General features: G+C 55.7%; 20 protein-coding genes. 2 read left to right on the forward strand and 18 right to left on the reverse strand.

The genetic code is table 11. The annotated features are described in order from the left end of the window. Nucleotides 1-30: 30 nt before the first annotated feature. The 14 genes from cpsB to DD606_RS10895 form a co-directional block, all read right to left on the reverse strand. The gene (cpsB, locus tag DD606_RS10830) at nucleotides 31-1,467 is read right to left on the reverse strand and encodes a mannose-1-phosphate guanyltransferase (RefSeq protein WP_003863522.1); all 1,437 of its coding nucleotides are present in this window, start codon (nucleotides 1,465-1,467) and stop codon (nucleotides 31-33) included. A gap of 3 nt (nucleotides 1,468-1,470) precedes the next feature. Beyond that, the gene (wcaI, locus tag DD606_RS10835; protein ID WP_022651482.1) at nucleotides 1,471-2,694 is read right to left on the reverse strand and encodes a colanic acid biosynthesis fucosyltransferase WcaI; all 1,224 of its coding nucleotides are present in this window, start codon (nucleotides 2,692-2,694) and stop codon (nucleotides 1,471-1,473) included. Beyond that, nucleotides 2,691-3,170 (reverse strand): GDP-mannose mannosyl hydrolase, encoded by a 480-nt coding sequence (locus DD606_RS10840; RefSeq protein ID WP_003863519.1) that lies wholly within the window; start codon nucleotides 3,168-3,170, stop codon nucleotides 2,691-2,693. The genes wcaI and DD606_RS10840 overlap by 4 nt, the downstream gene beginning before the upstream one ends. A gap of 2 nt (nucleotides 3,171-3,172) precedes the next feature. After that, the gene (locus DD606_RS10845) at nucleotides 3,173-4,138 is read right to left on the reverse strand and encodes a GDP-L-fucose synthase (RefSeq protein ID WP_003863516.1); all 966 of its coding nucleotides are present in this window, start codon (nucleotides 4,136-4,138) and stop codon (nucleotides 3,173-3,175) included. A gap of 2 nt (nucleotides 4,139-4,140) precedes the next feature. Next, on the reverse strand, nucleotides 4,141-5,262 hold the full coding sequence (gene gmd / locus DD606_RS10850; RefSeq protein ID WP_003863514.1) for a GDP-mannose 4,6-dehydratase: 1,122 nt from the start codon (nucleotides 5,260-5,262) through the stop codon (nucleotides 4,141-4,143). Nucleotides 5,263-5,283: 21 nt separating this feature from the next. Beyond that, nucleotides 5,284-5,838, reverse strand: a complete 555-nt coding sequence (wcaF, locus tag DD606_RS10855) for a colanic acid biosynthesis acetyltransferase WcaF (RefSeq protein ID WP_015572376.1) — start codon at nucleotides 5,836-5,838, stop codon at nucleotides 5,284-5,286. A 16-nt stretch (nucleotides 5,839-5,854) separates the two neighbouring features. Next, a complete protein-coding gene (wcaE, locus tag DD606_RS10860) occupies nucleotides 5,855-6,601 on the reverse strand; it encodes a colanic acid biosynthesis glycosyltransferase WcaE (protein ID WP_045324875.1) in 747 nt (248 codons plus the stop codon). A gap of 16 nt (nucleotides 6,602-6,617) precedes the next feature. Continuing rightward, on the reverse strand, nucleotides 6,618-7,838 hold the full coding sequence (gene wcaD, locus DD606_RS10865; protein ID WP_003863508.1) for a colanic acid polymerase WcaD: 1,221 nt from the start codon (nucleotides 7,836-7,838) through the stop codon (nucleotides 6,618-6,620). Then, the gene (gene wcaC / locus DD606_RS10870; RefSeq protein WP_129258626.1) at nucleotides 7,813-9,030 is read right to left on the reverse strand and encodes a colanic acid biosynthesis glycosyltransferase WcaC; all 1,218 of its coding nucleotides are present in this window, start codon (nucleotides 9,028-9,030) and stop codon (nucleotides 7,813-7,815) included. Before wcaC ends, wcaD begins: the two co-directional genes overlap by 26 nt. Next, on the reverse strand, nucleotides 9,027-9,518 hold the full coding sequence (wcaB, locus tag DD606_RS10875; RefSeq protein WP_003863505.1) for a colanic acid biosynthesis acetyltransferase WcaB: 492 nt from the start codon (nucleotides 9,516-9,518) through the stop codon (nucleotides 9,027-9,029). Before wcaB ends, wcaC begins: the two co-directional genes overlap by 4 nt. After that, nucleotides 9,518-10,360 carry a colanic acid biosynthesis glycosyltransferase WcaA gene (gene wcaA, locus DD606_RS10880; protein WP_017383272.1) on the reverse strand — a complete coding sequence of 281 codons (843 nt, stop codon included), beginning with the start codon at nucleotides 10,358-10,360 and terminating at the stop codon, nucleotides 9,518-9,520. Before wcaA ends, wcaB begins: the two co-directional genes overlap by 1 nt. Before the next feature lie 151 nt (nucleotides 10,361-10,511). After that, nucleotides 10,512-12,674: a tyrosine-protein kinase Wzc gene (gene wzc / locus DD606_RS10885; protein WP_063158916.1), complete on the reverse strand. Its 2,163-nt coding sequence runs from the start codon at nucleotides 12,672-12,674 to the stop codon at nucleotides 10,512-10,514. Between the two features lie 2 nt (nucleotides 12,675-12,676). Then, entirely contained in the window at nucleotides 12,677-13,120 is a 444-nt protein-coding gene (gene wzb / locus DD606_RS10890) for a low molecular weight protein-tyrosine-phosphatase Wzb (protein ID WP_129258628.1), read from the reverse strand. Between the two features lie 6 nt (nucleotides 13,121-13,126). Beyond that, the gene (locus DD606_RS10895; RefSeq protein WP_003862079.1) at nucleotides 13,127-14,263 is read right to left on the reverse strand and encodes a polysaccharide export protein; all 1,137 of its coding nucleotides are present in this window, start codon (nucleotides 14,261-14,263) and stop codon (nucleotides 13,127-13,129) included. Nucleotides 14,264-14,956: 693 nt separating this feature from the next. On the opposite strand from DD606_RS10895, the gene DD606_RS10900 reads away from it, so the two are divergent. Beyond that, nucleotides 14,957-16,540 carry a TerC family protein gene (locus DD606_RS10900; RefSeq protein ID WP_023314474.1) on the forward strand — a complete coding sequence of 528 codons (1,584 nt, stop codon included), beginning with the start codon at nucleotides 14,957-14,959 and terminating at the stop codon, nucleotides 16,538-16,540. A gap of 113 nt (nucleotides 16,541-16,653) precedes the next feature. Here DD606_RS10900 and asmA read toward each other — a convergent pair whose 3' ends face one another. From asmA to udk, 3 genes are all read right to left on the reverse strand, one after another. Continuing rightward, entirely contained in the window at nucleotides 16,654-18,504 is a 1,851-nt protein-coding gene (asmA, locus tag DD606_RS10905; protein ID WP_048208378.1) for an outer membrane assembly protein AsmA, read from the reverse strand. A gap of 23 nt (nucleotides 18,505-18,527) precedes the next feature. Further along, complete coding sequence (gene dcd / locus DD606_RS10910; protein WP_013097886.1) at nucleotides 18,528-19,109, reverse strand: dCTP deaminase; 582 nt, start codon at nucleotides 19,107-19,109, stop codon at nucleotides 18,528-18,530. 91 nt (nucleotides 19,110-19,200) lie between these two features. Beyond that, a complete protein-coding gene (gene udk / locus DD606_RS10915; RefSeq protein ID WP_000130320.1) occupies nucleotides 19,201-19,842 on the reverse strand; it encodes a uridine kinase in 642 nt (213 codons plus the stop codon). A 342-nt stretch (nucleotides 19,843-20,184) separates the two neighbouring features. On the opposite strand from udk, the gene DD606_RS10920 reads away from it, so the two are divergent. Then, entirely contained in the window at nucleotides 20,185-23,514 is a 3,330-nt protein-coding gene (locus DD606_RS10920) for a diguanylate cyclase (RefSeq protein ID WP_058672956.1), read from the forward strand. On the opposite strand, the gene alkA is transcribed toward DD606_RS10920, so the two are convergent. Then, complete coding sequence (gene alkA, locus DD606_RS10925; RefSeq protein WP_047055230.1) at nucleotides 23,479-24,351, reverse strand: DNA-3-methyladenine glycosylase 2; 873 nt, start codon at nucleotides 24,349-24,351, stop codon at nucleotides 23,479-23,481. The genes DD606_RS10920 and alkA overlap by 36 nt on opposite strands. Nucleotides 24,352-24,365 lie beyond the last annotated feature (14 nt).

A 24,365-nucleotide genomic window follows, 5' to 3' on the forward strand; every position in this document is an offset into this window, starting at 1 on the left:
GCGCAGCGCCACCGGGCATGATGCGGAGTGCTACACGCGCCCGTAGCGATCCTGGAAGCGGATGATGTCGTCCTCTTCCAGATAGGAGCCGGAACGCACCTCAATTAAGTCGAGCGGAATTTTCCCCGGGTTTTCCAGACAGTGCGTGGCGCCCAGCGGAATATAAATGGACTCGTTTTCACCGAGCAGCTTCACTTCACCGTCGATGGTCACTTTGGCGGTCCCTGCCACCACCACCCAGTGTTCGGCGCGGTGATGGTGCATCTGCACCGACAGCCCTTCTCCCGGCTTCACGGTGATGCGTTTCACCTGATAACGCTCGCCGGCGTCGATGGAGTCATATTTGCCCCACGGGCGGTAGACTTCACGGTGAATATGGTGTTCGTGACGGCCATCGGCCTTGATCTTCTCCACCACTTTTTTAACGTCCTGCACGGCATTACGGTCGGCAATCAGCACCGCGTCTTTGGTCTGCACGACCACCAGATCCTTCACCCCTACCGTAGTGACGAGGCCAGATTCGGCGTAGACGTAGCTGTTTTCCGTTTTGTGGCTGATCACATCTCCGTGATGGACGTTACCCTCCGGGGTATGCGCGCTGATCTCCCACAGTGACGACCAGGAGCCGACGTCGCTCCAGCCCGCATCCATCGGTACCACTACCGCATCTGCCGTACGTTCCATCACCGCATAGTCAATGGACTCTTCCGGACAGGCGAGGAAGGCTTCTTCGTCCACGCGGATAAAATCGAGATCCGGATCCACCACCGCCATCGCTTTTTCGCAGGCGCTTAAGATATCCGGGCGATATTTTTCCAGCTCTTCCAGGTAGCGACCGGCGCGGAACAGGAACATACCGCTGTTCCAGTAGTATTCACCGCTGGCGACATACGCCTGCGCGGTTTCCAGATTCGGTTTTTCGACAAACTGCGCCACGTCAAAGGCCACGCTGTCGCCTTCACCAGGCGTAACGCTGCCGCGGCGAATGTAGCCATAGCCGGTTTCCGGGAGATCCGGCACGATGCCGAAGGTCACCAGCTTGCCGTTCTCAGCGTAAGGAATCGCGGCGCGTACCGCGTCGCGGAAGGCCTCTTCCTGCTGGATGACGTGGTCAGCCGCCAGCACCAGCATCAGCGGGTCGCAGTCCGGGCTGCTGCGTTTTGCTGCCAGCGCCGCAAGAGCAATGGCAGGCGCCGTGTTGCGTCCGGCAGGCTCCAGAATGATATTTTCGGTCAGTTTGTTCAGCTGGCGCAGCTGCTCGGCAACGATAAAGCGGTGCTGCTCGTTACAGATCACCACCGGGCTTTCACACTCCACGCCGTGCAGACGGTTAACCGTCGTTTGCAGCATGGTGAGGTCGCCTTTCAGGCACAGAAATTGTTTTGGATAAAGCACGCGGGACAGTGGCCACAACCGGCTCCCGGATCCACCCGCCATTACGACCGGATACAAAGTGGTTTGACTCATGATTTATCCCCGTATATCTGCAATAAATTGGCTCAGCACGTTCTCTTTCTCGAGCGTGCGTTCGGCATATTCACGTGCCACCGTGTTCTCTTTTGGCATGGCGAGTGCCTGCTCAATTCCGGTCACCAGCGCAGGAACCGATTCAGGCTCCACGCAAACGGCAATGCCCGGGTAGCTGTTGCACAGCTGGCCTAATTCTGTTGCGGCTTCTGCCGTAATCACCGCATTTCCGCCCACTGCCAGAATGTTGGTCAGCTTGGACGGCAGCACCGCATCCGCCGCGCCGCGTTTTTGCACCACCAGATGGCAGTCCGCCATTTTCAGCAGCGCGGGCAGCGCGTCATAAGACTGAAGCGGGAAGAAGCGGATGTTGGTCAGTCCGCGCTCGCTGGCCATTTTTTCCAGCCGCGCTTTACCACCGCCCTGCCCGACTATCACGAACATCCACGGGTGTTCGCTCAGCTGAAGCGCGGCGTCAATCACGCTCTCCAGCCCCTGTTTTTCGCCGATGTTGCCTGAGTAAAGAATGATTTTTTGCTCAGCAGGCAACCCGAGCTGCGCGCGTAACGCCTGCGCATCCTGGTCTGTCACATCGCGGAAGCGCGCCACTTCGGACCAGTTCGGAAAGAAGATCACTTTTTCCGCCGGGACGCCCTTCTCCTGCGCCTTGTTCATCATCGAGCGCGAGATGGTCGAGACGTAATCCACGTTGTGCAGGCCGCTGCGCTCAAAGGCGCTGGCGAGCTTCGCCACCTTGCCGCCCTTGCCTTTCCCGGCCATACCCAGCCCGAGCATGGCGTCCACTTCATAATCCTGAATGTGCAGCAGGGTGCGCGCGCCGGAGAGTTTTCCCAGCAGGCGCATGCCTGGCGTGCAGAACAGGGTCGGCACCACGCCGATGATGCGATCCGGCTTCCAGCGACGCTGCGCCATCAGCGGGAAGAAACTGCTCAGGGCAAAGCTGCCCAGATGAATTAAACGTTTCAGCGTCGAGGGCTGTTTCGGCACGTAGAGCGGGCAGCGCCAGACGGTCGCGGCGCCCTCTTCGCGGCGGTAGCGCCAGCTGGAATAGCGTTCGCCTACCTTCCACTCCGGGTAATACGGCGGGGCAGTAATCACCCGCACGTCATGTCCCTGGCTCGCCATCCACTCGACCATCTCGCCGGTGTATTTCCCGATACCGGTAAGCTCCGGCGAGTAGTTAATTCCGTAGACGAGGATTTTCATAGACCTGGCACCTCGGCCTGACGTTCCGCAAGGAAGTACGCCCGACTGTTGTCATGGACGTTGTCGCTTGCCAGCAGCGCCTCTGGCGTTAACCAGCGGTAATCGTCATGCTGAGAATCAGGCAGACGCAGGTCTGCCTCACTCACCTTCAGGCGGAACCCCAGCACGACGTAGTGCGTGGTGAACCCGGTGCCTGAAAAGTTATCGTCATAGAAGTGCTGCCAGACCCCGTAAAACTGGCCCGCTGCCATCGGCAGTTGCAGGCCCAGTTCCGCCAGAGTGAGACGCTCAAACGCATCGGTAAGCGTCTCATCCTTCTGCACGCGCCCGCCGGGCACGAACCAGAAGCCCTGTGCAGGACGATTGGTTCGTTTCCCCAGCAAGAACTCGCCGCGTTCGTTCTCCACGATCAAATCAATTGAGATGAGCGGAGTGGAACGCACTACCGTGGCAAAATCTTCCTGACTTAAAAACATCATTACCCCCGGAAGCGGTGCTGGTTTTCCAGGAACCACTGGTAGGTGCTGGCCAGCCCCTGCTCCAGTGAGACCTCGTGATACCAGCCCAGCTGATGCAGACGGGTCACGTCCAGCAGCTTGCGCGGCGTGCCGTCCGGTTTGGTGGCGTCAAACACCACGCGTCCTTTGTAACCCACCACCTGCGCGATGGTCTGCGCCAGCTCGCGAATGGTGCAGTCCACGCCGGTCCCGACGTTAATGTGCGACAGCATCGGCTCGGTGTTTTCCTGCCACACTTCGCGATCCAGCTCCATGACGTGAATGCTGGCCGCCGCCATATCGTCCACGTGAAGGAACTCGCGCATTGGCGTACCGCTGCCCCACACCACCACGTCCGGGGCGTTTTCGGCAGTCGCCTCGTGGAAACGACGCAGCAGCGCCGGGATCACGTGGGAATTGCTCGGGTGGAAGTTGTCGTGCGGTCCGTACAGGTTGGTCGGCATCACCGAGCGATAGTCGCGGTTATACTGACGGTTGTAGGATTCACACAGCTTGATCCCGGCAATTTTGGCAATCGCATACGGCTCGTTGGTGGCTTCAAGCGTGCCCTGCAACAGTTCGCTCTCGGCGATCGGCTGCTTCGCCATTTTCGGGTAGATACAGGATGAGCCGAGGAACAGTAGCTTATTCACGTTGTGCAGATGCGCCGCGTGAATGATGTTGCTCTCAATCATCATGTTCTCGTAGATGAAATCCGCCGGGTAGGTATTGTTAGCGATAATGCCGCCCACCTTCGCCGCCGCCAGATACACCTGGTCGATACGTTCGCTGGCGAAGAAGTCCTGCACCGCTTTGCTGTCAAGCAGGTTCAGCTCGTCGCGGGTGCGAACAATCACCTCCACGTCACCGCGCTGTTCCAGCTGGCGAACAATCGCGGAACCCACCATTCCGCGATGACCGGCGACAAAAATACGTTGTTTTGTCATTCTCAGGACTCCAGCGCGATGGCAACCTCGTAGCCATGAGACTTGAGCAGGGAGTGTTTTTTCGCTGCTTCAAGATCTTTGGCCACCATCTCGGATACCATTTCTTGCAGGGTGGTTTCTGGTTTCCAGCCCAGCTTCTCGTGCGCTTTGGTTGGGTCGCCCAGCAGGGTTTCCACTTCAGCAGGACGGAAGTAACGCGGATCAACCTGGACAATCACGTCGCCTGGCTTCACGCCCGGTGCGTCATGGCCGGTCACGGAAACAACGATACCCTTCTCTTCCACGCCGGTGCCTTCGAAGCGCAGCTTGATGCCCAGCTGTGCCGCAGCCATCTCAACGAACTGACGTACGGAGTACTGGACGCCGGTCGCAATCACGAAGTCTTCTGGCTGCTCCTGCTGCAACATCATCCACTGCATTTTCACGTAGTCTTTCGCATGGCCCCAGTCACGCAGGGAATCCATGTTGCCGAGGTGCAGGCAAGACTCCAGGCCCTGAGCGATGTTAGCGATCGCGCGGGTGATTTTGCGGGTCACGAAGGTTTCGCCGCGACGTGGAGATTCGTGGTTGAACAGAATGCCGTTACAGGCGTACATGCCGTAGGATTCACGGTAGTTCACGGTGATCCAGTAGGCGTACAGTTTCGCCACAGCGTACGGAGAACGCGGGTAGAACGGCGTGGTCTCTTTCTGCGGAATTTCCTGCACCAGACCGTACAGCTCAGAGGTAGATGCCTGGTAGAAGCGGGTTTTCTTCTCAAGACCCAGGAAGCGAATCGCTTCCAGCAGACGCAGCGTACCCATGGCGTCCACGTCAGCGGTGTACTCCGGGGACTCGAAGGAAACCGCAACGTGGCTCATCGCGCCCAGGTTGTACACTTCATCCGGCTGTACTTCTTGCAGGATACGGGTCAGGTTGGAGGTATCGGTCAGGTCGCCGTAGTGCAGATGGAATTTCGGGTTTGCCGCATGCGGATCCTGGTAAATGTGATCGACACGCTCGGTGTTGAATGAAGAGGCACGACGCTTAATACCGTGAACTTCATACCCTTTTTCCAGCAGCAATTCTGCCAGGTAAGAACCATCCTGCCCGGTAACGCCGGTGATGAGAGCGACTTTAGACATGTTTATATTCCTCTGTACTTATCAAAGTTTTTCAGTTTCAACGCGTTCGCGTATCACCACTGCGGGGTTGCCACGGCAAATTTTATTTGCCGGAAGCGATTTAAAAACGCTGCTGCGGGCACCGACTACCGTGCCATCGCCAACAGAAACACCGGGTGCAACAAAGACGTCTGTTGCCAGCCAGCATTTTTCACCGATCACAACAGGCGAAGCGGTAATATCAAAATGCGGGCTCATAAAATCGTGGCTGCCGGTGCACAAATAACACTTCTGTGAAACCACCGAATTTGCGCCAATCGTAATCTCACCAAGGGTATATAACACTGCGTCATCCCCAACCCAGGCGTAATCCCCAAGCGTTAATTTCCAGGGATAAGTAATTTTCACCGAAGGTCGAATGACTACGTTTTTTCCTATTTTTGCGCCAAACAGACGCAGTAAAAATGCGCGCCAGCGGTACAGTATTTGCGGCGACCAGGCAAATAACGTTGCCTGTACAGCCCACCACAGTTGAACTTTAATACCGCTCCCGCCCCGAAAACCTTTCGGTACGGAGAATCCATTTAATTCCTGCATTACGTTTCCTTATATCTCAGGCTTTGTTATATAAGGCTTTCGCTTTACCCGTCGTTTTCAGACGTAAGAAATAAGATAATTCCGCCCAGAACCCCGGCACGCGTAATATTTTACGCTGCACGTTTTTGGCATCCTGGCACAGTTCCAGATTATTCGAGGTTGACACGCCGCCCATTGAAAATTCAGATACCAGTCCTTTAATTCGACGGAACGGGTAGCCAGATTTGTAAAGGCTGGCGGCCAGGGCATAATCTGATGACACTTTATAGCGCAAATCGTAAGGCTGTTTTTTCAGGCCGCTCATTGGGAAGAAAATAGCCTGATGGCTGGCCGGGAGGCTGTGGTAGATATACCAGCCTGGTTTCGCACCGCGCAGCACTTTTTTCCCCTCGCCGAAATCAAGCAGCGCATCACCGATAAACATGGCATCTTCTTTCTGGCGCACCAGCTGACGGGCAAACAGCGCCACATCTTCATGGAACACATCGCCGGAATTGAGGAAGATGGCGTAACGCCCCTGCGCCATGTTGATGCCTTTATTCATGGCATCGTAAATGCCTTTATCTTTCTCGCTGATGTAACGTAAGTTAAACTCACCGTTGAGTTTTTCCAGGAACTCCGCCGTGCCGTCGTTCGAGCCGCCATCGACCACGATCCACTCAAACGTGAGGCTCGGATCGCGCGCCAGGTTGCGCAGCGAGCGCCAGGTTTTTACCACCCCTTCGTAGTTACGAAAGGCGACAGTAATGACGCTAAGAAACATAAATCACCTCATTTCGTCATACGCTCGTAATATTCAGCGCCTTGCGCAAAATAAACGGACATACAATTAAGAATGCATATTCCGGGCTAAATATTGACCCGGTAAAAAACAACGACACCGGTGTGAACAGATAAAGTTGCACGCGAAAGTTCTGGTTATCACCAAACGCGTTAATCATCATTTTGAAAACTTTAAACAGATACCACAGTGTCAACAGTACGGCGAACCAGGAAAAATAGATAATTAACAGATACAGACCATTGTCTATGGTTTTACCGACATCCGCACCGTTAAAGATTCCGAATGATGCAACATATTCATAAAGTGAGCCGAATCTTACTACGCCATCTATATGGGTTAAGGAATAACCCACCATCACCAGTGGACCAATGATGCGATAATAGGACGATGACCCTTCCGTTCCCAAATCACCCAGACGCTCAGAAATGTACGGAAACGCAAATATCACGCCCACTAAAAATACCGTCAGAGAGATTATCGCCAGCGGCAGTTTTTTCTTAATCGCCTCTTTATTCAGGTACTGGAACGCCCACTCCAGCAGGTAAAACAGAATAAACGTCATTACCCCGGAGAACGACCCTGACAGAACGATTCCTGCAAGAATCATAGCATCGGTCTTGGGGGTTTTGATACCGAACTGTTTGATGCTGAGCCAAATTGAGATTAATGCCAGAGCAAAAAACGCCGGTTCAAAATAGAGCGCGGTTGTACGCTTGCCACCAAACTTAATGAAGTTCAGTACATAGCTGTTACTGTATATAAGATATTTCGAAATTATTTCCATCAGGCTGCTTCCGCCTGTGAGAATAATTTGCGCCATCTCCATTGCCGCAAGCACAACAATCAGCCCGACGACAATATAAAAGAACCTGAGGATTTTCCTATAATTGTGCGGAGAAATAGTTTTAAAGCGAATACTCCACACCATGCCAATAATGATAACGATATAAACAAACAGCATGGTGGAGGTGACATATTTGCTGGCGTCCAGCGACTGACCAAAGATGTAGTTAAACGCCGTCAGACCAAACCCGATGCCCAGCGCAATCATCAGCTTTTTGAGGTTAAGCTTGTCAACGTAAAGCAACAGCAGAACCGGCAGGAAGGTGACGATAGTGATCGGGAAGCTTTCGCCGAGCTGGGCAATCTTGACGTTGACCAGCAGGTAGATCAGCGGCAGCAGCAGATAACTACAGATTCTGATAGAACGAGACATACTCCTCCAGCATCTGTTGTCCACTGTACGCTTTGCGGCTGCGGTTGCGGAACGATTCCAGGTCCGTGCCAAAAACAGCCTGCGCGATATCGGCCTTCGACAACTGCACCAGCGGCAGCACCTCGTTTTCACTGAAGGGTTTACCGCCGGATTTCTCCAGCACTTCCCGCGCGGCGTCGCTGTGGGTGGCAATCACCGGCACGCCGATGGAGAGCGCTTCGCACAGGATCAGCGGGTAGTTGTCCACGCGGGAGCTGAACACCAGCGCGTCCATACCGTTCAGCGCGCTCATCAGTTTGCGTTTGTCGGTTTCAAACCCGTGGTTCACCACGTTAGCGCCTTCAAACGGGGAGAATTTGCCAAAGGTATGCAGCTCAATCTTGTCGCCGAGCGCCATAATGTCGCGCACCAGCTGCTGGTTGGTTTTGCCGTCGTAACGCAGGTCATGGGCGACGACCGCAATTTTCGGCTTACCGGCGGTAACGGCTACGGGCGTCAGTTCGGCCAGGATCGTTTCCGTCGCCACATCAATACCGTTGTTGATGATCTGGCAGCGCCCTGCTCCGTACAGGCTATTAAAAGCGTCCGCCACGTGCTGGCTTGGAGAGATGAAGGTGCAGCCGAGCGAGAGCATATCGCGGAACAGCTGACGCTTACCCTCAACCAGCTGATGCGCGCGATCGACCTTCACCGGCGGGTAGTTGCTGAGCGTAGGGCATTTCTGGCAGTTATTTTTCCAGCCTTCGCAGCCGTCGGTAAAGGCGCAGCGTCCGGTCACGCTCCAGTGGTCGTGCAGCGTCCAGACGAATCGGGTATCCGGCTTATGCGCCTTCACCTTGCCACAAAACGCCACCACCTCTTCCAGATTCAGCCAGTAGCTGTGCAACACGTGAAAGTGCAGCACAACCGGGCCGCGAGTGCGGGTGACGGTGCGGTAGAGATTATTCAGGTTGCCGAACAGGTCGCGGTTAAACAGGCGGAACAGCGCGATATTGGCGATGGAGGTCAGACGTGGCGTCTGCTTCAGCACCTGCGGATAGTTATCATGGCTGACGCTTTTCTTGCCACCTTTGCCGTAACCGTAAACGAAGCGCGACTGTAATCCTTTTTGCAGCGCGCGCTGGTGCAGATCCAGCGCTACGCCTGCCGCCCCGCCCTCTGCGAGGCGTACGTTAAATTGCAGAATGTTCATTTTATCACCTTCACGCGGGCTTTCTCGCCCACCACCAGCGCGTTGTCCGGAATGCTGTCCAGCACCACGCTGCCTGCGCCAATCGTCACGTTATTGCCCACGGTAATGTCCCCAATCATCACTACGTTGGCACCCAGCTCGACGTTATTGCCGATGACCGGGCAGGCCAGGCTGTCCGGCCCGCGGTTGCCGATCGTCACCCCGTGGCGAATGGTGAAATCATCACCCGCGACGACGAACTTGTTGATGACCACCGCATAACCGTGATGAATGGTAAAGCGGCGGCCAATGGTGGCTGCGGCCTGAATTTCATAGCCAAAAAAGCATTCGGTGATGATGCGGTACAGCACCAGCACCGGCGCGGCCCAGATATTGTTCAGCACATTTTTTTTGCGCCACACCGAGCAAAAGTGCGCAATACGGTAGGCCAGAACCATGCAGCACGGGCGCAGGCTCCAGCTGTTAGCGCGACAATCTTCCAGAAACATTATTTCCCCCGAAGCCCGTCAGCCAGACGCTTGCCGTTACGTACCGACAGCAACGTCAGCAACGTGCGCCAGTTCATGCGCTTGTTACGGATCTGATACAGGGTGAAGAGCTGATACTTCCGGCTGGCACGGTCAAACTTGTCCTTGTGCTTGCGGTAAAAATGGAAGTAGCCCGAGAATTTCTTCGGCGACGAGGTGATTTGCATCTCCCCGTGATTGATGTGCAGGATCTGCGTGGCCTCTTCCACCTTCCACGGCTCGCCGTACTCCACCACCATCCGCAGGAAAATGTCGTAATCCTGCGCCGCCTTCAGCTCGGTATCGAACAGGCACTCCTTAAAGCGCCATGCCCAGGTAAACACCTGGTTGCCGATAATGTTGCGCTTGTAGAACAGGCGGCGGGAATACGGTGATTTCGGATACAGCGGCAGGCTGGCCGGCTGCGAATAGACCTCGCCCTGACAGACATAGTCATTGGCATACAGAAACGCGTGGGTCACCAGCTGCGCTTTGTGCGACAGGAAGATCGACAGACGGTTTGGCGTCCATTCGTCATCGTCGTCGATACCGGTCAGATACTGCCCTTTCGCCTGCATAATCGCCTGGTTGCGCACCGCACACGCCCCGGAGTTGATGGCGTTGTGGGTGTACACCACGCGCGGGTCGTTCAGGTCTTCAACAAACTTTTGCAGTTGTTCGTAAGAGGAGGAACAGTCATCCACGATAATCAGTTCCCAGTTATCGTAATCCTGACGCAGGACCGATTTAATCGCGCGGATCGCCAGCTGCTGACGATTCCATGTCGGCATATAGATAGAAATCAAAGGGCGTTGTGTGGTCATATTTTCCCCTCACCCCGGCCCTCTCCCCATAGGGGAGAGGGTGAAAGGCATCCAGTGGTTATCATTACGTTCGTCCCCCAAATCCAGCACCGAACAGTCCCCTCTCCCCTTTGGGGAGAGGGTTAGGGTGAGGGGTGTGGGGTGCATTTTGTTATTTACTGTCAGACTTGTATTCGTACTCGTAATAGCCGTAATCCTGATACCCGGTCGCGCGGCGGAAGATGGAGTTCAGAATGACCCCCTTCACCTCAATACCGTTCTGCTCAAAGCGGCTCAGGCTGGTTTCCACTTCCTTCAGGGTGTTCACCGCATAGCGTGCGACCATCAGCGTGGTGCCCGCATGACGCCCTACCACGGCAGCGTCGGTGACCGCCAGAATTGGTGGGGTATCGATCAGCACCAGGTCATAGTTTTTGCTCGCCCACTCAATCAGCTGCGTAAAGCGCTCGCTCATCAGCAGTTCAGACGGGTTCGGCGGCACCTGGCCACGCGGGATCAGGTCAAATTTCGGAATCGACGTCGGCTTGGCGCTCTCGCTGATTTCCCCTTTACCGAGCAGGATTTCCGACAGACCGTTAACGTTGTTGGTCCCCAGCAGCTCATGGGTGTAGCCCTTACGCATGTCGCAGTCGATCAGCAGCACGCGCTTGTTGGTCTGGCTCACCACCGCCGCCAGGTTGGCGCAGACGAAGGTTTTACCGATTGATGGGCTAACGCCGGTCATCATCAGGACGTTGTTTTTGGCCTGCATCATGGCGAAGTGGAGGCTGGTACGCAGGCTGCGCACCGCTTCAATCGCCAGGTCAGTCGGGTTACCCACGGCCAGCAGCTGGCTCTGTTTGTAACGCTTGACGCCCTTAACGGTTTTGACGCTGTCACGGGACTTCTGCCACTCGGAGAGCGGGATGCTGGCGTACACGCTGATCCCGTTCTCTTCCAGCACCTGCGGACTTTCGATACCGCGGTTGAACAGCGAGCGCAGCAGCACGCCGACAATGGAAAGCATCAGGCCGAGGATAATGCTGCCGAGGATAATCAGCGCCTTCTTCGGCTTCAGCACGCCCGGCTGGGTAATCGCCGGGTCAACGATACGCACGTCGCCGACGGTGCTGGCTTCGGTGATTTTCAGCTCCTGCTGTTTGTTCAGCAGCTGCATGTAAACCTGCTGGCCGGATTCCACATCACGCGTCAGGCGTACAATTTCCTGCTGCGTCTTCGGCATCGCGGTCACGCGGTCATTCAGCTTCGCCTTCTCTTCTTCCAGGGTACGACGTTTCTCCAGCAAAGTGCGGTACGCCGGGTGACGTTTGGTATAGAGCTTGGAAATCTCCGCCTCTTTGAAGGTCAGCTCGTTCAGCTGCGCATCAATATTCACCATGGAGTCGAGAACCGATTTCGCCTCCAGCGGCAGATCGACGGAATCCTTGTCCTGACGGTACTCGTTCAGCTTGTTCTCAGCGTCATCCAGACGGGCGCGCACCTCAGGCAGCTGTTTACTGAGAAACGCCAGGCTTTTTGCGGCTTCCGCTGACTTGCGCTCAACGTTCTGCTCCAGATAGTTGCGGGTGATGCTATTAAGGATGTCGCGGATTTGATCCTTGTCTTCACCGGTGAAGGTCATGCTCAGGACGCCGGTATCCTTGCCGTTTTCGGTGACGGTCAGGTTGTTTTGCAGGTTGTTGATCATCCCGAGCGTCGAGAATTTGGTGACCGTAAACTCCCCGCCCTCATGCGCCTGAATTGCGCTGACCTTGATGCTGACGCCCTCTTTAGTCAGCATCTGCCCCACCTCGCCGCGTGCGCTGAAGCCCGCGTCGCTGGTCAGCTGATACTGTTTTGGTCCCAGCACGGTCAGGGTAAAGGTTTGGTCCCCTGCCCCTTTTGGGATCACGAAGTCGGTCACTTTTACCGTATCGTTACTGCGCCCCATCAGGCGATCCCAGCCTGCGCCAAACACCGGGAAGGTGTTTTTGGTGACCGCGATATCCAGCCCCAGATCGTGAACCGTTTTGCCCAGTACCAGGCGCGACTGGATCAGCTGAATTTCGGCTTCCGATGCCGGCGGCTTGTTGGCCAGCGCCGAACCGATATCCTGAACCAGCGAGTTTCCGGTATTTTGTTCGATCTGCACCAGCGCGTCGGCGCTGTAAATAGGCGTCGCGAACAGCGTATAAACGATCGCCGCCACGGCAAAGATGGCGGTAATACCCAGCACCCACCATTTCGCTTCAATAACGGTCCCGACCAGGCGACCGATATCGATTTCATCACTGCCCGACGTCGGGGCGGCAGAAGGTCTTGTTTTTTCTGTCATTGTTATCCCTGCTGAGCTTTCAGTGCCTGCGCCCACTGACGGGCAGACTGGTCTAGTAAGGTGTATACCGCGTCAAAGGCCTCGCGGCTCTTGCGATACGGATCGGGAATTTCGCGCTCACCATCCCAGTGACCAAACAGCATCACCTTGCCGCGCATCTCCGGTGCGATATCGCACAGCGCGTGAATGTGGCGTTTTTCCATCGCGAGTATCAGGTCATATTCCCGGCACATCCGGCCAGAGACCTGACGGGCAACGTGCCCGTCGAGTGAGAGGTTATGCTCAAGGGCAACGCTTGCGGCACGTTCGTCGGCACCTTTTCCGACCAGCGCGCCCAGCCCTGCGGAGTCGACCGTTAACGCAGGCTGGTAATTTTTCAACAGCCTTTCAGCCGTGGGGGAACGGCAAATGTTCCCCACGCACACCACCAGAATTTTGTTAAACATCGCGGCTTACCAGTTATGAACGTCGCTCGCCGTATCCGTCATGTAGCGAACGCCACTGATGGTAGGCAGCAACTGGTTGATCAGACGGTTCCAGCGGGCAACCGGCGCGGTGGTGACATAGACCACATCGTACGGCTGGAGACGGAACGACGTTGCCATGACCAGCGACGTCGCGTCGGACATATCCAGCTGGTAGATGTTGGCAATCTTGCCCTTCGCGTTCTCGCCTTTGATAGGACGGATCACGAAGATACCGCTGGCGTTGGAGGCGGTCAGATCGATGCCTTCCGCATTGCCCAGCGCTTCGGTCAGGGTCATACCGCTGAAGTCCATCTTGAGGGTGCTCTGTTTCTTCACTTCACCCATCACGAACACTTTCAGATCGTCATTGCGCGGCACGTACAGAATGTCGCCCGGATAGAGGAGGCGGTTCTGGGTCAGGTCACCGTTTTGCATCAGCGCCTGAAGCGAAATGCGCTGCTCTTTGCCGTTGTGGGTTAGCACCACGTTGCGCCAGTCAGCGCCGTCGGTTAAGCCGCCTGCGGCATTGATCGCATCGAGAACGGTGAGCGGGACGTTAGTAATAGCCTGCTGGCCGGATTTATTGACCTGGCCAGAGATATAGGCTTTCTGGGATCGGAACGCGGCGATATTAACGTCCACCTGCGGGTCAGCAATGTACTGCGCCAGGCGGCCGGTAATATCACTACGGATCTCAGCAAGCGTTTTGCCCGCGACGTGCACTTTGCCAATGTAGGGATAGAACATGGTGCCATCGGACTGTACCCAGTTACCGGTGTCGCTTGAGCTGCGGTACTGGCCCGCAGGCGTGGTCAGCTCCGGGTGATCCCAGACGGTCACATTAATGACGTCACCCGGACCCACGCGATACTGGTAAGAGGCAATTTCCTGGTCCAGAGACATATTTGGCTGAGCAACATTTGGACGTGGGCGTAATTGTTCCACCAGACGTGGGGTTAATGGATACACATTCACCATTTTGTCGAGATCAAAATCAGCGTCCTGCTGTTTAATCACATCCTTGCCCATTGTCGACATATTGCTGCCGGGAAAGACCGTGCAACCACTCATCAAGGTCACAGACACCAATAATGGCATCAATTTCATTTTGGATTTCATCATTGATTATTTATCACTTTGGCAGAGTAATTATCCTGTGCAATTAAAATAAGCGCGGGTCGTGGTGACAATCAGAATGCAGTTAATCATTTAGCAATATAACTGGCATCAGTCCTAAAAAAAGCTTATTCATCCATTGGCTATTGACAGAATAATTGAGGCTGATTCACACGCTTTCAGGCACGCTACCGCCCTTGGCTTTCAGTTACCAATCCACTGACTAAACAATGCGTTATGGTTAGACACCCTCTTGGATAAGGCCTTTTGCGAAATATATCAAACGCCTCACAGGGGCGATTGATAATGTATAACCTTCACCAAAGACCGAAACAAAAATAGCAACAAGGAGTTTTAACATTTGATGCTGGAAGAATTGTTGCAGCTAACCTAATAGCAGGCAAGGAGACAACCGTCCTAATATCCGTTTTTAAGATTAATATTAAGAGCAAAGTTTTAAGGTTTTCGGATTTTCTTTATATTGACAAAATAGAACGCCGGACCATTTATTGCGATATTTCCTAAATAACGACTTCTGTAATTAAATCTTCGCAATTAACTTATTTACACCGCCCGGCAAACGGGGTTTACCTGAGTGTAGCATTAAGAGAAATCTCACCCCGGCATTGCAATTTCCGTCGGCTTTATCCATGATCGAAGTGTGACATTAGTCATATAACAGAAGGTATTGCATTTACTATGGAATGGATTGCCGATCCATCAATCTGGGCCGGGCTGGTGACGCTGGTCGTCATCGAATTAGTGCTCGGCATTGATAACCTGGTGTTTATCGCCATCCTTGCCGATAAATTACCCCCTTCACAACGCGACCGCGCCCGCGTGACGGGTCTTCTGCTCGCCATGGTGATGCGTCTGCTGTTACTGGCCTCAATCTCGTGGCTGGTGACGCTGACCAAACCCTTATTCAGCGTGCAGGGTCTGAGCTTTAGCGCCCGCGACCTGATCATGCTTTTCGGCGGATTGTTCCTGCTGTTTAAAGCCACGGTTGAGCTTAATGAGCGGCTGGAAGGAAAAGACAGTGAAAACCCCACCCAGCGACGCGGCGCTAAATTCTGGCCGGTGGTCGCACAGATAGTGGTGCTGGATGCCGTCTTTTCTCTCGACTCCGTGATCACGGCCGTCGGGATGGTTGACCATCTGGCGGTGATGATGGCCGCCGTGATCATCGCCATCACCCTGATGGTGCTCGCCAGTAAAGCCCTGACGCGCTTCGTGAACAGTCACCCGACTATCGTCATCCTCTGTCTGAGCTTCCTGCTGATGATTGGCTTTAGCCTGGTAGCGGATGGTTTTGGCTTCCATATCCCGAAAGGGTATCTGTACGCCGCCATTGGTTTCTCGGTGCTGATTGAGTTTCTCAACCAACTGGCCATTTTCAACCGTCGCCGTTTTCTTTCCGCGAACCAGACATTACGGCAGCGCACCGCAGATACGGTGATGCGCCTGCTGAGCGGCAAAAAAGAGGATGCCGAGCTGGATGCTGAATCCGCGGCGATGCTTGCCGACCACAGCGACGGGCAGATCTTCAACCCGCAGGAACGCCGGATGATAGAGCGCGTGCTTAACCTCAACCAGCGCACAGTGAGCAGTATCATGACCTCCCGCCATGACATTGAGCATATTGACCTGACGGCGCCGGAAGAGCAGATCCGTGCCCTGCTGGATAAAAACCAGCACACCCGCGTGGTCGTGACCGGCGGTGAAGAGGAAGAAGAGCTGCTGGGCGTGGTACACGTGATTGACCTGCTGCAACAGCAGCTTCACGGCGAGCCGCTAAACCTGCGCGCGCTGGTGCGCCAGCCGCTGGTCTTCCCGGAAGCGCTGCCGCTGCTCTCCGCGCTGGAGCAGTTCCGCAACGCGCGCACCCACTTCGCGTTTGTCGTTGATGAGTTTGGTTCTGTGGAAGGGCTGGTGACGCTCAGCGACGTGATGGAAACCATCGCCGGTAATCTGCCTAATGAGGTGGATGAGATCGATGCGCGCCACGATATTCAGAAAAACGCCGACGGCAGCTGGACCGCCAACGGCCACATGCCGCTCGAAGATCTGGTGCAGTTCGTTCCGCTTCCGCTGGACGAGAAGCGCGAATATCACACCATCGCCGGTTTGCTGATGGAAAATCTGCAACGTATTCCGCAGCCGGGGGAAGAGGTTCAGGTGGGGGATTACATGCTCAAAACCTTGCAGGTTGAGAGCCATCGCGTGCAGAAGGTGCAGCTGATACCGCTGCGCGGTGAAGATGAGATGGATTTTGAGGTGTAGGTAAAAAGCAAAACGGCAACCTCGTTGCCGTTTTTAGTGTTTGCTCCCTCTCCCCGTCGGAGAGGGCCAGGGTGAGGGCATCAGGCCGTACATGCCACCCGGCACAACAGGCATCACAGCTTATCGAGCAGTTTTTTCACGTCCTTACCTGACTGAGTCTCTTTATTGCGGTCCGCCCAGTCATTCAGCCGACGTTTCGCTTCATCCTGAAGGTGCTTACGCAGGATCTGATCGACCTGCAAACTGTAATTCAGCGCCTGCCATTTTCCGTAAACGCGCAGCGGTATCGGCGTCTCTTTCAGGAACTCTACAAGCTGGCCTTCGCCTTCCCAGCCAGCCTTCACGCGGACGTTGAAGCGGGTGTCTGCCGTCTCTTTCACCAGATCCAGCACGCCGGTTCCGGTCAGCGCCAGCAGTGACGAAGTGCCCTGCATGTCGTCCAGCGAGAGCTGACCGTTGTCGAGGGCAAGCTCACTGGTAAAGCTGTCGAGACGGGTTGCGCTGTCGTAGTTTTCATTCGCTTTCACGCTGCTGCTGCGCTCTACCGCCTGCTGCACCAGCTGCTGGAAGTTCAGCCCTTCCATGCGCGTATCTTTCAGCTCAACGTGCGCCTGCCCCTGCCAGCTACGACGGAAGGCATCCGCATCAATCTTCGTGCCAGAGAAATCCCCTGCCAGCGACAGCTGCCCCGTGAGGGCAATTGGGTAATTAAAGGCTTTCAGGATGGTGCCAATTTCAACGTTTTCCAGACGCGGCTGGAACGCGGCGCTGGCAACGTCTTTGCGTACATCCAGCGTGCCCGGCAGCGAGAGGTTCCCTGCTCCCATTTTTCCGCTGAGCTCGGAGATGACCAGCAGGCCGTTGTGGTTGAACATCTGGCTGCTGACGTCGGTAAAATCAATTCCACGCCAGCGCACGCTGTTCGCTTTCAGCAGAATGTCGGCGGTAAATCCGCGCAGGCCGTTGTAGTCAGGCAGATCGAGATTTGAGGAGATCACCGGACGCGACTGCGTGGCCTGGCTTTGCCCTACCTGCGTGGCTCCCTCATCGGTCGCGTTCACCGGTTGGAGCGGAAGCAAGTTCTCGAGATTCAGCTTGTCGAATTGCAGATCCAGCACCCACTTAGGTTTCTCATCAAGCGTGACGCTCGCCTGCCCCTTCAGGGAACTGTCGTTGGCCTGGAGGTTGAGCGCGTTCAGTTCGAGCTGTTTGCGCTCTTCATGCCACACCGCCTGCATCGTGCCCTGGCCGGCAATCCCCTTCGCGGGTAAATCCGCGCCGGTCAGCTGCCAGTTGAGCTGCTGAACGTCCGCCGTCAGCTGGTGCGGATAGTCAGAAGCGTTCACGTTTGCGTTCATCGACAGGTTGAGATCGCGCTGATTGCGGTTGATCCGCCCGGAGAACTCCATGGTGGCGTGATGATTGGCGTCCTGCTCCATCCTGAGATTGATATTGCGTACGGTGATCTGTTCGTCATCCTCATGCTGGAAAACCAGCACGCTGTCAGCAACTTTCAGATTACCAATATCGAACGACCAGCCGGTATCAGAGGGGACGTCAGGCAAGGTGTTTTCACGCGGTGCGACCGGCGCATCCGCCTGACGAACGGCTTCGGTTTGCGGCGTAAGCTGAATCACCGCCCCTTTCAGCATCACCTGTTCAACCTGGAGCTGATGGGATAAGAGCGGGATGAGCGCAACATCAAGACGCATGTTATCCGCCGTCACCAGCGGCTGCGCGGCGCCCGGCGCGGTGAGCGACATACGTCCGGAGAGAATGCTGAGCTGCGGCCAGACGTGCCAGCGCAGGGGCCCGTCCAGCTTGAGTTCATACCCGCTGCGCGCTTCCACCTGCCGCACCATGTAGGCCCGGAAGTCATTCGGGTTAACCAGCAGCACCAACGCTGAAAGGCCAGCCACCAGCACCACCAGCAAAATCATCAGCGTTGTCAGAACTCTTCTCATGGCTTCCTCAGTGAACTCACAGATCAGTCTTTATCGATACGACTAGCAACCGCACCCTGCTGGTCGCGATATTTTGCGTCCTGACGGCGGTTATAAGGACGGTCTGCCGGGCCGGTCAGCGGTTCGAAGCTCAACGCACCAATCATCATTCCCGGACGCAGCGCCAGCGGCAGTTTACCGGCGTTAAAGAACTCCAGCACGATACGGCCCGACCAGCCCGGATCGATACGGTGCGCGGTGACGTGCACCATCAGGCCCAGACGCGCCAGGGAAGAGCGTCCGTCAAGCCAGCCGACCAGATCCGCAGGCAGCGTGACCGATTCAAAGGTCACCGCCAGCGCCAGTTCGCCAGGATGGAGATAAAACGCCTCTCCTTCGTCGATGACGATTTCGTCGCTCATGACGCGATCCAGCGCCGCGCTGACTTCGTCTTTCGGCCCGCTGAGGTCGATAAACGGTGCCGTGTGGCCGCTGAAGGTGCGGAATTTATTCCCCAGACGCACATCGACGGTCACGCCGTTAATACGCTCAACCGGCGGACGCGGGGTGATAGACAGGCGGCCTTCATCCAGCCAGGCTTCTATATCGCGGTCACAAAGACGCATGGCACTTTCTCCTTTCGTGCATCGCGCCCTGAAGCCTTACGGCGTCAGGGCAAAACCAGGTTATCTCTGAACGGTACACAATTCACACGGCTTATTCAAAAAACTGACTGATTTTCGCTTTTAAGATATCAATGGCAATACGGTTTTTACCGCCACGAGGCACGATAATATCGGCGTATTGTTTCGAAGGCTCAATAAATTGCAGGAACATCGGGCGAACGGTTTTCTGATATTGCGCCATCACCGAGTCCATGGAGCGGCCGCGTTCGTTAACGTCGCGTTTGATACGCCGCATCAGGCAGATATCCAGCGGGGTGTCGACGAAAATCGAGAAGTTCATTGATTCGCGCAGACGGGCGTCGGTGAGCAGCAAAATCCCTTCAAGGATAATCACCTTCTTGGGCTCGATACGGATCGTTTCCTGAGTGCGGGTATGTTCCACGTAGCTGTAGACGGGCAGCTCAATTGCCTCGCCGCGCTTTAGCGCTTCCAGATGCTGGAACAGCAGGCTGTGATCCATCGCACTGGGGTGGTCGTAGTTGGTTTTTACGCGCTCTTCCATCGAAAGATGGGATTGATCTTTGTAATAGCTATCTTCGGGAATAACACCGATATGCTCATCACCCACTTGTTCACGTAGTTCGCGATAAAGCGTACTGGCAATAAGACTTTTACCTGAAGCCGATGCGCCGGCGATGCCTATGATGACGCACTGATGAGACTTATCAGTCATAAATTTAGCGACCTGATTAACCTGGATGTAAGGAAGGACGACGCCGGAGCGTCAAACGCGGCAATTATAGGGATTTCGGGGGCGTGATACCAGTCGAATGCGCAGGTTATGCGAGGCGGGCTGAAAAGCGCCGTTTCACGCCTTTAGCGAAATTTTTACGCGCGGATTTTCACCATTTCATCACCATTCTTCGCAGAGTAACTATTTTATAAGTCTATGAAGTCAAAATCTGAGCACTCGGCATATGAATTGTAAAATGTTTGTACTAGCATAAACCAAATTATTAATTTCACGCGTCCGGACCTGGCTCCTGACAACATGGCGTCCCTGGATAGAGCGGTAATGAATAAACAATACCAGCGGGTTTTGGTTACTACCCCACATCCTTTACTGCGGCTTGTCTGTCTGGGTCTGGTCACGTTCATCTTCACCTTATTTTCCCTCGAGCTGACTCGCTTCGGTACGCTGCTGGCGCCATTGTGGTTCCCGACTTCAATAATGATGGTAGCGTTTTACCGCCACGCGGGAAAAATGTGGCCCGGCATTGCCCTCGCCTGCTCTTTTGGCAATATCTTTGCCTCGTGGATGCTCTTCTCATGGGAATCGCTCAACATCACCTACACGGCGATCAATATCATTGAGGCCACGGTTGGCGCGCTGTTACTGCGTAAACTGCTCCCCTGGTATAATCCGCTGCAAAACCTCAACGACTGGGTCCGGCTTGCCCTCGGCAGTGCCCTTGTGCCGCCGCTGGTGGGGGGCGTTCTGGTTCATTTTCTGGTGCCGAGCGCGGAGCCGCTGCGTAATTTCCTTGTCTGGGTACTTTCAGAGGCCATTGGCGCGCTGGCGCTGGTGCCTTTAGGTCTGCTGTTTAAACCGCATTACCTGCTGCGCCACCGCAATCCGAAACTGCTGCTGGAAACGCTGGTGACCCTGGTCGTTACGCTGGTTCTTTGCTGGACGGCAATCACCTGGCTGCCGTGGCCATTCACCTGCATCATCGTTCTGCTGATGTGGAGCGCGGTACGTCTGCCGCGTATGGAAGCGTTCCTGATATTTTTATTCACCATCATGATGGTGTCCCTGATGATGGCGCGAAATCCGCTCTCCATGACGCCCTCCTCCATGATCGTCACCTTCAACGCGCCGTGGCTCCCCTTCCTGATGATGCTGCTCCCCGCCAATATTATGACGATGGTGATGTATGCCTTCCGGGCCGAGCGTAAACATATTACGGAAAGCGAAGAACGTTTTCGTAATGCGATGGAATATTCCGCGATTGGTATGGCGCTGGTGGGCATTGAGGGCCAGTGGCTCCAGGCCAACAAGGCGCTGTGCAATTTCCTCGGTTACAGCCAGTCTGAACTCCAGTCGCTCACGTTTCAGCAGTTAACCTGGCCAGAAGATTTAAATACCGACCTGGAGCAGTTGGGACAGCTGATTAACGGGGAGATCAATAGCTACAGCCTCGAAAAACGCTACTACACTCGCAGCGGCGAGGTGGTGTGGGCGCTGCTGGCCGTCTCCGTTGTGCGCCATGCCGACGGCACCCCGCTTTACTTTATTGCCCAGATTGAAGATATCAACGACCTGAAACAGACCGAGTGGGTCAATAAGCGTCTGATGGAGCGTATCACCCTCGCGAACGAAGCCGGTGGCATCGGGATATGGGAGTGGGATCTCGAGCCGGACGTGATCAGCTGGGATAAGCGGATGTTTGAGCTGTACGAGATCCCCACGCACATTAAACCCACCTGGCAGCTCTGGCATGCGGCCATGGTGCCTGAAGATCGCACCCACGCCGAACAGGTGCTGCGAGAATCCCTTCAGGCCAGGGTGCCTTTCAAGCTGGAATTTCGCATTCGCGTCAAGGATGGCATCCGCCACATTCGTTCGCTGGCGAACCGGGTACTGAACAAACAGGGCGAAGTGGAGCGGCTGTTAGGGATCAACATGGATATGACCGAGGTGAAGCAGCTGAACGAGGCGCTGTTCCAGGAAAAAGAGCGCCTGCATATCACCCTCGACTCCATCGGCGAAGCGGTGCTGTGCACCGATATCGACATGAACATCACCTTTATGAACCCGGTCGCCGAGAAGATGAGCGGCTGGTCGCAAAGCGAAGCGCTGGGTCAGCCCGTTCTGAAGGTGCTGCACATTACCTTCGGCGAGAACGGTCCGTTAATGGAAAACATCCACAGCGGCGATATGTCCCGTACCGATATCGAACAGGACGTGGTGCTTAACTGCCGCAATGGCGGCAGTTTCGACATTCATTACAGCATTACCCCCCTCAGCACTCTGGAAGGTAACACCATCGGCTCGGTGCTGGTGATTCAGGACGTGACCGAGTCGCGCAAAATGCTGCGCCAGCTGAGTTACAGCGCCTCACATGACGCCCTGACCCACCTGGCGAACCGCGTCAGCTTTGAAAACCATCTGAAGCGTCTGTTGCAGACAGTACAGGAGACCCATCAGCATCACGCGCTGGTCTTTATCGATCTTGACCGTTTTAAGGCGGTGAACGATACCGCAGGTCACGCGGCGGGCGACGCGCTCCTGCGCGAACTCTCTTCGCTGATGCTGACCATGCTGCGCTCCAGCGACGTGCTGGCGCGTCTGGGCGGCGACGAGTTTGGTCTGCTGCTGCCGGACTGCAACGTCGAAAGCGCACGCTACATTGCGGGCCGGTTGATCGACGCCATCAACAACTATCATTTTTCCTGGGAAGGACGCCTGCACCGCATTGGTGCCAGTGCGGGGATTACGCTGATTGACGACACCAATTATCAGGCTGCGGAAGTGATGTCTCAGGCCGATATCGCCTGCTACGCCTCGAAAAACAGCGGGCGCGGCGTGGTCACCGTCTACGAACCCCAGCAGGAGAGGATCCACAGCACGCGCAGCATGATGTCGCTGGATGAGCAGTGGCACATGATTAAAGATAACCATCTGCTGATGATCGCCCGCAGCGTCGCCTCGCCGCGCATTCCCGAGAGCAGTAGCTTCTGGCTGATTTCCTTGCGGCTGTGGACCAGCCAGGGGGAAGTGCTGGAAGAGCATGCCTTCCGCGCCGGGCTGGCGGAGCCGGAGCTGCTGCACGCCCTGGACCGACGTATCTTCAGCGAATTCTTCCGTACCTATGCCGCACAGGTGGCGGCCAAAGGAATGGGCGTCGCGCTGCCGCTCTCAGAAGCGGGTTTAGCCAGCGTCACGCTGGTGGATGAGCTGCTCGACCTCATTACCAAAGGTCCGCTGCCGGCGCGGCTGCTGCATCTGGCGATTGCCGCTGATGTGCTGAGCAATACGGATGAAAACGTGCAGCAGGGTCTGCAAAAGCTTCGTCAGGCTGGCTGTCGCGTGGTGCTGACGCGGGTTGGACGCGATATGAACGTCTTCAGCCAGCTCAGCGCCAACACCGCTGATTATCTGCTGCTGGATGCAGACGTGGTGACCAACGTCCACGGCAATCTGATGGACGAGATGATGGTGACCATCATTCAGGGCCATGCCCAGCGTCTGGGCATAAAAACCATTGCCGGGCCATGCCATCAGTCGATCATGATGAATACGCTGTCGGGCATCGGCGTTGACTTTATCTACGGCGACACCATTGGGGAAGCGCAGCCGCTCGATCTACTGCTGAATACCAGCTATTTCGCCATCAACTGACGGCGACCAGCCGTCGGTGTACCAAATATGTAACAGCGCATACGAGCGCCACGGCTGCCAGCGCTCGGCGTAGCGACGGATCTGCGCGGGCGTCATACCGGCAAAGCGCTGTTTAATCAGATAATCATCCGGCAGGAAAACATCCTTCGCCTGCCAGCCGCGCAGGGCCAGATAATTCGCGGTCCAGCGCCCGATGCCGGGGCGCTGCTGTAGCGCCTTCATCCCGTCCTCAACGTTCGCGGGCGGGAACAGCGGGAATTCACCGTCCACCACCGACTGCGCCAGATGAATCAACGACTCCGCACGCTTGAGCGGCATCCCGAGTGCTTTCAACGCCAGCGGATCCACCGCGGCCAGTACCTCTGGCGGAGGAAAGCAGAGGTAGCCCGGCGCGTCCTGGATGGGTTCACCGCACAGCGCCACCACCCGTGACGCCAGTTTAGCCGCCATCGCCACGCTTACCAGTTGTCCAAGAATGGCGCGCACGCCCTGCTCGTAAGCATCCATTGCTCCGGGCAAACGTAACCCCGGCCGCGCCGCGCCGAGATCGCCGAGGGTCTGTGCAATGTGCTGCGGGTCGCAATCGAGGTCAAAAAGGCGGGCGATGCGGTCCAGGCAGATATCCGCCACCGGGATCAGGCCAGGGCTAAGCGACACCGCAAGCGTATGGGTTGCGCTGTCTGGCGTAACCCGGAAAACGCCCTGGTGCCCGGCATAGCCAAAACTGCGCTCGTAGTAATCCTTCGTAACGGTCTCAACCCCCGTGACCGCACGCGCGGCAAGAAAGCCAAACATCCACGACCAGTCGTAAGGCGGTTGCCAGTTCAGGGTGTACATTGTCTCTCCTTTTG

This window comes from Enterobacter cloacae complex sp. GF14B, from assembly GCF_004136805.1.
Taxonomy (GTDB): Bacteria; Pseudomonadota; Gammaproteobacteria; order Enterobacterales; family Enterobacteriaceae; genus Enterobacter; species Enterobacter hormaechei_C.